Annotated in this window: 3 protein-coding genes and 1 tRNA gene; all 4 read right to left on the reverse strand. The window is 57.1% G+C overall.

Annotation, left to right across the window (positions count from 1 at the left end):
- Positions 1-47: 47 nt before the first annotated feature.
- The 4 genes from ABYV89_RS13515 to ABYV89_RS13530 all read right to left on the reverse strand — a co-directional run bounded on the left by ABYV89_RS13515 (position 48) and on the right by ABYV89_RS13530 (position 6,041).
- Positions 48-135 (reverse strand) — tRNA-Ser (locus tag ABYV89_RS13515).
- A 60-nt stretch (positions 136-195) separates the two neighbouring features.
- Positions 196-666, reverse strand: coding sequence for a tRNA adenosine(34) deaminase TadA (tadA, locus tag ABYV89_RS13520; RefSeq protein ID WP_432823474.1), 471 nt, complete (start codon positions 664-666; stop codon positions 196-198).
- Between the two features lie 54 nt (positions 667-720).
- A complete protein-coding gene (locus ABYV89_RS13525; RefSeq protein ID WP_432823472.1) occupies positions 721-1,461 on the reverse strand; it encodes a TerC family protein in 741 nt (246 codons plus the stop codon).
- A 188-nt stretch (positions 1,462-1,649) separates the two neighbouring features.
- Positions 1,650-6,041, reverse strand: coding sequence for a hypothetical protein (locus tag ABYV89_RS13530; protein WP_432823473.1), 4,392 nt, complete (start codon positions 6,039-6,041; stop codon positions 1,650-1,652).
- Positions 6,042-6,068: the final 27 nt, after the last annotated feature.

Below are 6,068 nucleotides of genomic sequence, written 5' to 3' on the forward strand. Positions count from 1 at the left end.
AAAAGCACAAGGGCCTAGCCATTTCTGGCTAAGCCCTTGTTATCATTTGGCGGAGGGGGTGGGATTCGAACCCACGGTAGCTTGCACTACAACAGATTTCGAGTCTGTCACCTTCGACCTCTCGGACACCCCTCCGAAATGGGTCTCGGAATCCGGGCGCATACTACCCTATCCGGACGCCGCTTGCCAAGCGTTTTATTCATCCTGCCCGGACAACGCCCTGGCGGCTTTTTTTCGGGCCCGCAATTCCTGGAAAAATCCGCTAAGCTGGGCACTGCACTCTTCGCCTAGCACTCCTTCGGTGACGTCAACCTTGTGGTTGAATCGATCATCGCGGGAAAAGTCGTAAATCGAGCCGGCCGCACCGACCCGCGGGTCGCGGCAGCCGAAGACCAGGCGCGGGATGCGGGCCAGGATGATGGCCCCCATGCACATGACACAGGGTTCAAGGGTGACATAAAGGGTACAGTCGAGCAGGCGCCAGTGCCCGATATGGCCCGCCGCCTGGCGGATCGCGATCATCTCGGCGTGGGTGGTCGGATCGTTGCTGGTTTCACGCAGATTGTAGCCGCGTCCGATCACCACACCAGCTCTGACCACCAGGGCACCAACCGGAACCTCGCCGATACTGGCGGCAGCTTCCGCATCGGTCATCGCCTGGCGCATGAAATCCTGATCCAGCAGATCGGTCACCAGCGCACCCCCAGAACAACCATGATGCTACTCCTGCACCGGCTTGCGCAAATGAACCGGCGGCGACTTGCGCTTGCGCACCTTGAGGTTGAGCATCTCCACGCAGACCGAAAAAGCCATGGCAAAATAGACGTAGCCTTTGGGGATATGCATCCCCAGACCGTCGGCAACCAGGGTCACCCCGACCAGGATCAGAAAACTCAGGGCCAGCATCTTGATGGTCGGATGGCCATCGACAAACTCGCCGATGGCCCGCGCGGCAAACATCATCACCCCCACGGCAATGACGATCGCCAGGATCATCACTGGCAAGTGCCTGGCCATTCCGACGGCGGTGATGACCGAATCGAGGGAAAAAATAATATCGAGCACCGCGATCTGCATCAACACACTGGCATACCCGGCCGTCGCCTTCCCCTCGTGAACCTCCTCCTCCCCTTCAAGGCTGTTGTGAATCTCCATGGTGCTCTTGAAAAGCAGAAACAATCCGCCGCCGACCAGGATCAGGTCGCGAAGCGAAACGGCATGCTCAAACAGGGTAAACAGCGGCTTGGTCAGGCTCATCACCCAGGCCAGCGACAACAGCAGAAGGATTCGCATGCCCATCGCCAGCGACAGCCCGATGGTGCGCGCCCGCTGCTGCTGGTGGACCGGCAGTCGTCCCACCAAAATGGAAATAAAGATGATGTTGTCGATCCCGAGTACGATTTCCAACGCCGTCAGCGTAACCAGCGCCACCCAGGCCTCCGGGGACCATAGCCATTCCATAGTGTTTACCTCTCAAGGGTTTCGCAAATTGCCTCAGACAAAACCTTTATACTTTAGCAAACAAATGCACGAAACGGAATGTTGATCCCGCCCGAAACAAGAAAACCCCTGTGAACATTTGCTGAATGTCCGCAGGGGCCCCTTGCTGAATCTGCCATTGCGGCAAACCAACCTCCCGCAAGTTGGCGCTACTTAACCGATGTCGTCAGCGACCCTTCAGGGCCCGATACCGTTACTTCAGATGGCCTTGACGCCACCGATTCGGCAAAGACCCAGACATATTTTCCCTTGAATTGCTTCGAGAACGTCATGGGACCGTAACCGTCGACCTGCAGCTGAGCGTTGCCGTAACCGCTGGTCGCGTTCACCTTCAACACTTTTTTGCGCGCGTCATAAACGGCACTGGTTATGACAATGCTGTTCGCCGTTTGTACCGGCCGATATTCGATGCTGACCACCTGCGGCAGAGTCACTTCCGCTCCATTCGTCGCGCTAAGCGTAAGCAGGTTGACCCCCTCGGCCAGATGGGTCACCGGGCAGGTCCAGGTTGTTGCTGTCGGGTAGCTTACCACACCAACCTCGGCCGCGGTGTCCACGCTCACCAGCACCGCTGCATTGATTGAACGGTTGCCGCTGAGCGTTTGCGACGACTGCTCCGTGGGCGTCTGTACGGCATCGACATCCAGGCTGAGCGGCTCGACCGGTTGGATCACCGTAAAATCCTGGACCAGGGTCTGGCCATAACGGGGGGCCACCGTCACGGGGGGCACCATTTCATAACCGAGCTCCTCTGCATCGGCTTGAAGCGACCAGTCCCCTGCTGGTTCGGTTGAAAGGCCAAGCAGATAGCGCCCGTCGGCATTGGTTTTGGTTGCCGCGCCGGCACCTGCCGGATGGTTCGCTGCTACCAGCACGCCGGCTACCGGCTGAGCGCTGTCATTGCGAACGCTTCCACTTACCCAGGCATCGACCGCAAAGACCGTCAGGTCGGGACTGCCGGGCGTGGCCAGAGTACCGACCAGGCGGGCCCCCTGAGCAAGGCGATCGTTCAACCCCAGCCGCCAGGCCCCGTCCACCGCCAGGGCGACGCAGTAGTTCCCCTGGACATCACTCAGGGCTTCGGCAAGCCCCTCTGAACCTGCGGTGTCCACTGCCTGAACAGGGACGCCTGCCACACCGGCACCAACCGAGGTCGCCACCGTACCACAACTCAGGCTGGTTCCCGGAAGGATCAGCAGATCCTGGTCAGTACGATTTGCGCTGACATTTAGGATCAACTGCGGAACCGACGCCCCCAGAGCGCCAAGAGAGGCCACTCCATCTCCGGGACGCGCTTGCACCGACAGGCTGTAAACAGCATCCGGCAAACCAAAACGGTAACTGCCATCTGCAGCGGTCATGGTTGTTGCGAGATACCGAGCATTCTCTGCCCGGACCAGCACGCCGGAAAGCCCCGCCAGGCTTGCCGCATCCAGCACCCGGCCCGAGACCTGATGCGCCCCGCTGTCGAGCACCAGATCCCGCACCACCTGCTGACCGGCCGTGACCGTAACCCGCGCTGCCGCGGCATGGTCGTAAACATATCCTGCTGCCATCGGCACCGGCAGATAGTCTCCCGGCAACTCGATATTAAAACGGTATTGGCCGGCTGCATCGGTCATGGCGAACCCAAAGCTGCGCCCCCAGGCATCGAGCAGTTCAACCAGCGCACCACCAACCGGCAGCGCCTGCAGATCCCGGACAACTCCACTCAAAACCTGCGGCTGAACGGTTTCGACCACGCTGAAGCCTTCGATGTCAGCGCCGGCAGCGGATTGAACCGTGAACAAATACTCCCCTGCCGCATGATACCGATCATTGACGAACTGGCCGTTGATCACCACGGAGATCGTACCGTCGCTGCTGCCGTCGCCATCCCCGGGCACATTCGGATCGCTGGCCATGACACCATCGACAACACTGAAGCGGCGTACCAGCGGCTCCTCCGCTTCGACAACCCCATTCTGATTGAGGTCAAGGGATTGTTCCACCGTCACCCTGGCCCCGGCCGGGACAAGATTGGTAACCGTCAGACGGATGTCCGCCTGCTCGGTTTCGGCGATTACCGCCGGGCTTACGGCAAGGGTCAGGGGGGGCGGCGGCTGATAGGTGATGGTCACCTGCTCCATAGCAACATTACCCACCGAATCTGCGGCAATCGCCTGAATCAAATTGTCTCCCGGAACCAGGCCAGTGACCTGGCAGGTCCAGGTCGTTGCTGTCGGATAAAGCACAGGGCCAATCGTTGCAGGGCCGCCTGATAAAACTGTGACGGTCGCACCTGTCTCAATGGCGCCACTCACCATTTGATTGGCCTGAATGGTGGGAGAAACCACCGGATTAATGGCCAAATCAGGAGCCGTAATATCGAGGAGAATGCCTGTTGCTAACGAGCCGCTTCTGCCGTGGGCGTCAGTAGCGCTTATCGTGATAGCGTTCTCCCCCTCAACCAAACCGGTCACTTCACATTGCCAGGAAGTCGGCGTGGGATACACGACTGAACCGGGAATGGCAGAAGTATCTACCTGAATCGAAATGGTGGTTCCTGCCTCCATCGCGCCAGAAAGCAACTGATAATCCGTTTTGGTCGGCGATACGACCGGTTCGAGGCTCACCTCGGGGCCTTTGGGCCCCTCCAATCGAAGAACGAAAAAATCCCCCCCGCCAGCAGAGCCATTGCCCAGGGCTCCATAGGTGTAGCCTCCCAGAAGGAGACTGCCATCGGAAGCCAACAGGACATTCTCAACATAATCATGGTTATCGGAACCGACTTGGCGCGTCCAGATCTTCTCGCCCAGACCGTTAACTTTCATAATCGCCACATCACTCCCCCCCAGAGGAATGTTGCCCGCGAAAGATCCGGTAAAGCTGCCGACAACAAAAGCATTCCCCTGAGAATCCAGCACCATCTTGCGCAATGGCATGACCGGGAATTGAACTTCCCGCATCACATTTCCATCCCCATCGTATGTCCCCAGATAGAATCCTCCATCGACCGTGGCCAAAACGCGCACGTTTCCATCGCCATCAACCTTGACATCACTGGCGTACCCCGCAGCCTCGGCTTTAATAAGCCTGGACCAGAGACGAATTCCGTCCGCACTGTACTTGGCGACGAAGGCACAACTGCCGGCGATCACGGGTTCGCCAAACAAACTGCCCCCAACCCTGCCAACGATGTAGATTCCCCCATTTCCGTTTACCGCAACGGCGTAAGCATCCTCCGACCCAGTCTGGCCAGATTCAACCGTCCACAACTTATTGCCCGCATTGTCATATTTCACGATGAAAAAATCACTGTTTCCACCATAGGCCTGCCGATCGATCGATTCGTAGGAACTCCCCACGGCAATCACATGGCCAGAGGCGTCAACAACGATATCCTCGATGAAATCATCGCCTTTTGACCCCAGGTCTGTCTTCCAGAGAAAGGCTCCATTCGGGTCGAGCTTGGCGAGGGAGAGATCCCGGTAGTTAACGCTCTTACCCTTGACCGATGGATATTGAACGACCCAGCCGAGGTAAAGGTTGCCCTCGGCATCCAGGGTCGCCACCCCATCCTTCTCGTCATTTGCGCTACCAAATTGCCAAGCCGCAACCTGGTTTCCTTCGGAATCGAAACGGCTGACAACAAGGTCGGTTCCGCCCGCCGTTCCGGTACCAGTCAGATCGCCTGAGGAATACCCGATCAGGTAACTTTCGTCCTGGGGGGCAGCGACAAAATCGCTTACATAATCGTCTGAAACGCTACCCGCCTGCGTCTTCCAGGACAGCTCAAAGGGCACTTCCGTTACCGCTTCAGCATGGGCAAAAAAACGGACTTCATCGGATCCGGTGTTCCCCGCGCGGTCTGTTGCGATGACCATTAGCGCATTGGCACCTTCGACAAGCCCCTCAACCAGTTCACCATTTTCTTTATGAAGCCTTCTGCCGTTAAGGAAAACCTGGATTTCCCCATCACTGACGGAATAATTCAATTGCGGTGCAGTCGCATAGATTGAGCCTTCGATGGGAGAATCAATCACCGCCACCGGGGGAAGAGTATCGAGGATTACTCGGGTCCAGATTCGATTGATAAAGCCTTCCGAATTTTTGGCGGTAATCGATACGATATTATCTCCCTCGGTTAATCCTGAAAGTTGCCCTTCCCAGTTCCCCGAAGAAGGATATGTCACAGCCCCTTTTGGTCCACCATATTCACGATCGATTTCAATTTGATCATTTTCAGCGACGGTACCCAAAAGAGTGGCCGGATCCCCAGCCGACCATGCGGGCAATTCGCTTACGGTAAAATTGGGCACCCGGACATCCTGGATTTTAAAAACATAGGCGGCGGATTTTAAAGTCGCATTGTCTCCGTACACCAAAACCTTTCCAGGATGAACGACCGACACAGCACACGTCGTATGGCCGTAGGTGTAATCAAGAGAGGTAGTACTTAACAGCCCTCCATTCCGATCATAATGAGAAATTATCCTGCCATCGGTTGCCACAAAAAAATTGCCGTTCTTTTCAACACCTATGCTTCTGCCTTTAGCCACCACCTCTTTTGTCCACTCCATATTACC

The sequence above is a fragment of the Trichloromonas sp. genome, from assembly GCF_041583255.1.
Classification (GTDB): Bacteria; Desulfobacterota; Desulfuromonadia; order Desulfuromonadales; family Trichloromonadaceae; genus Trichloromonas.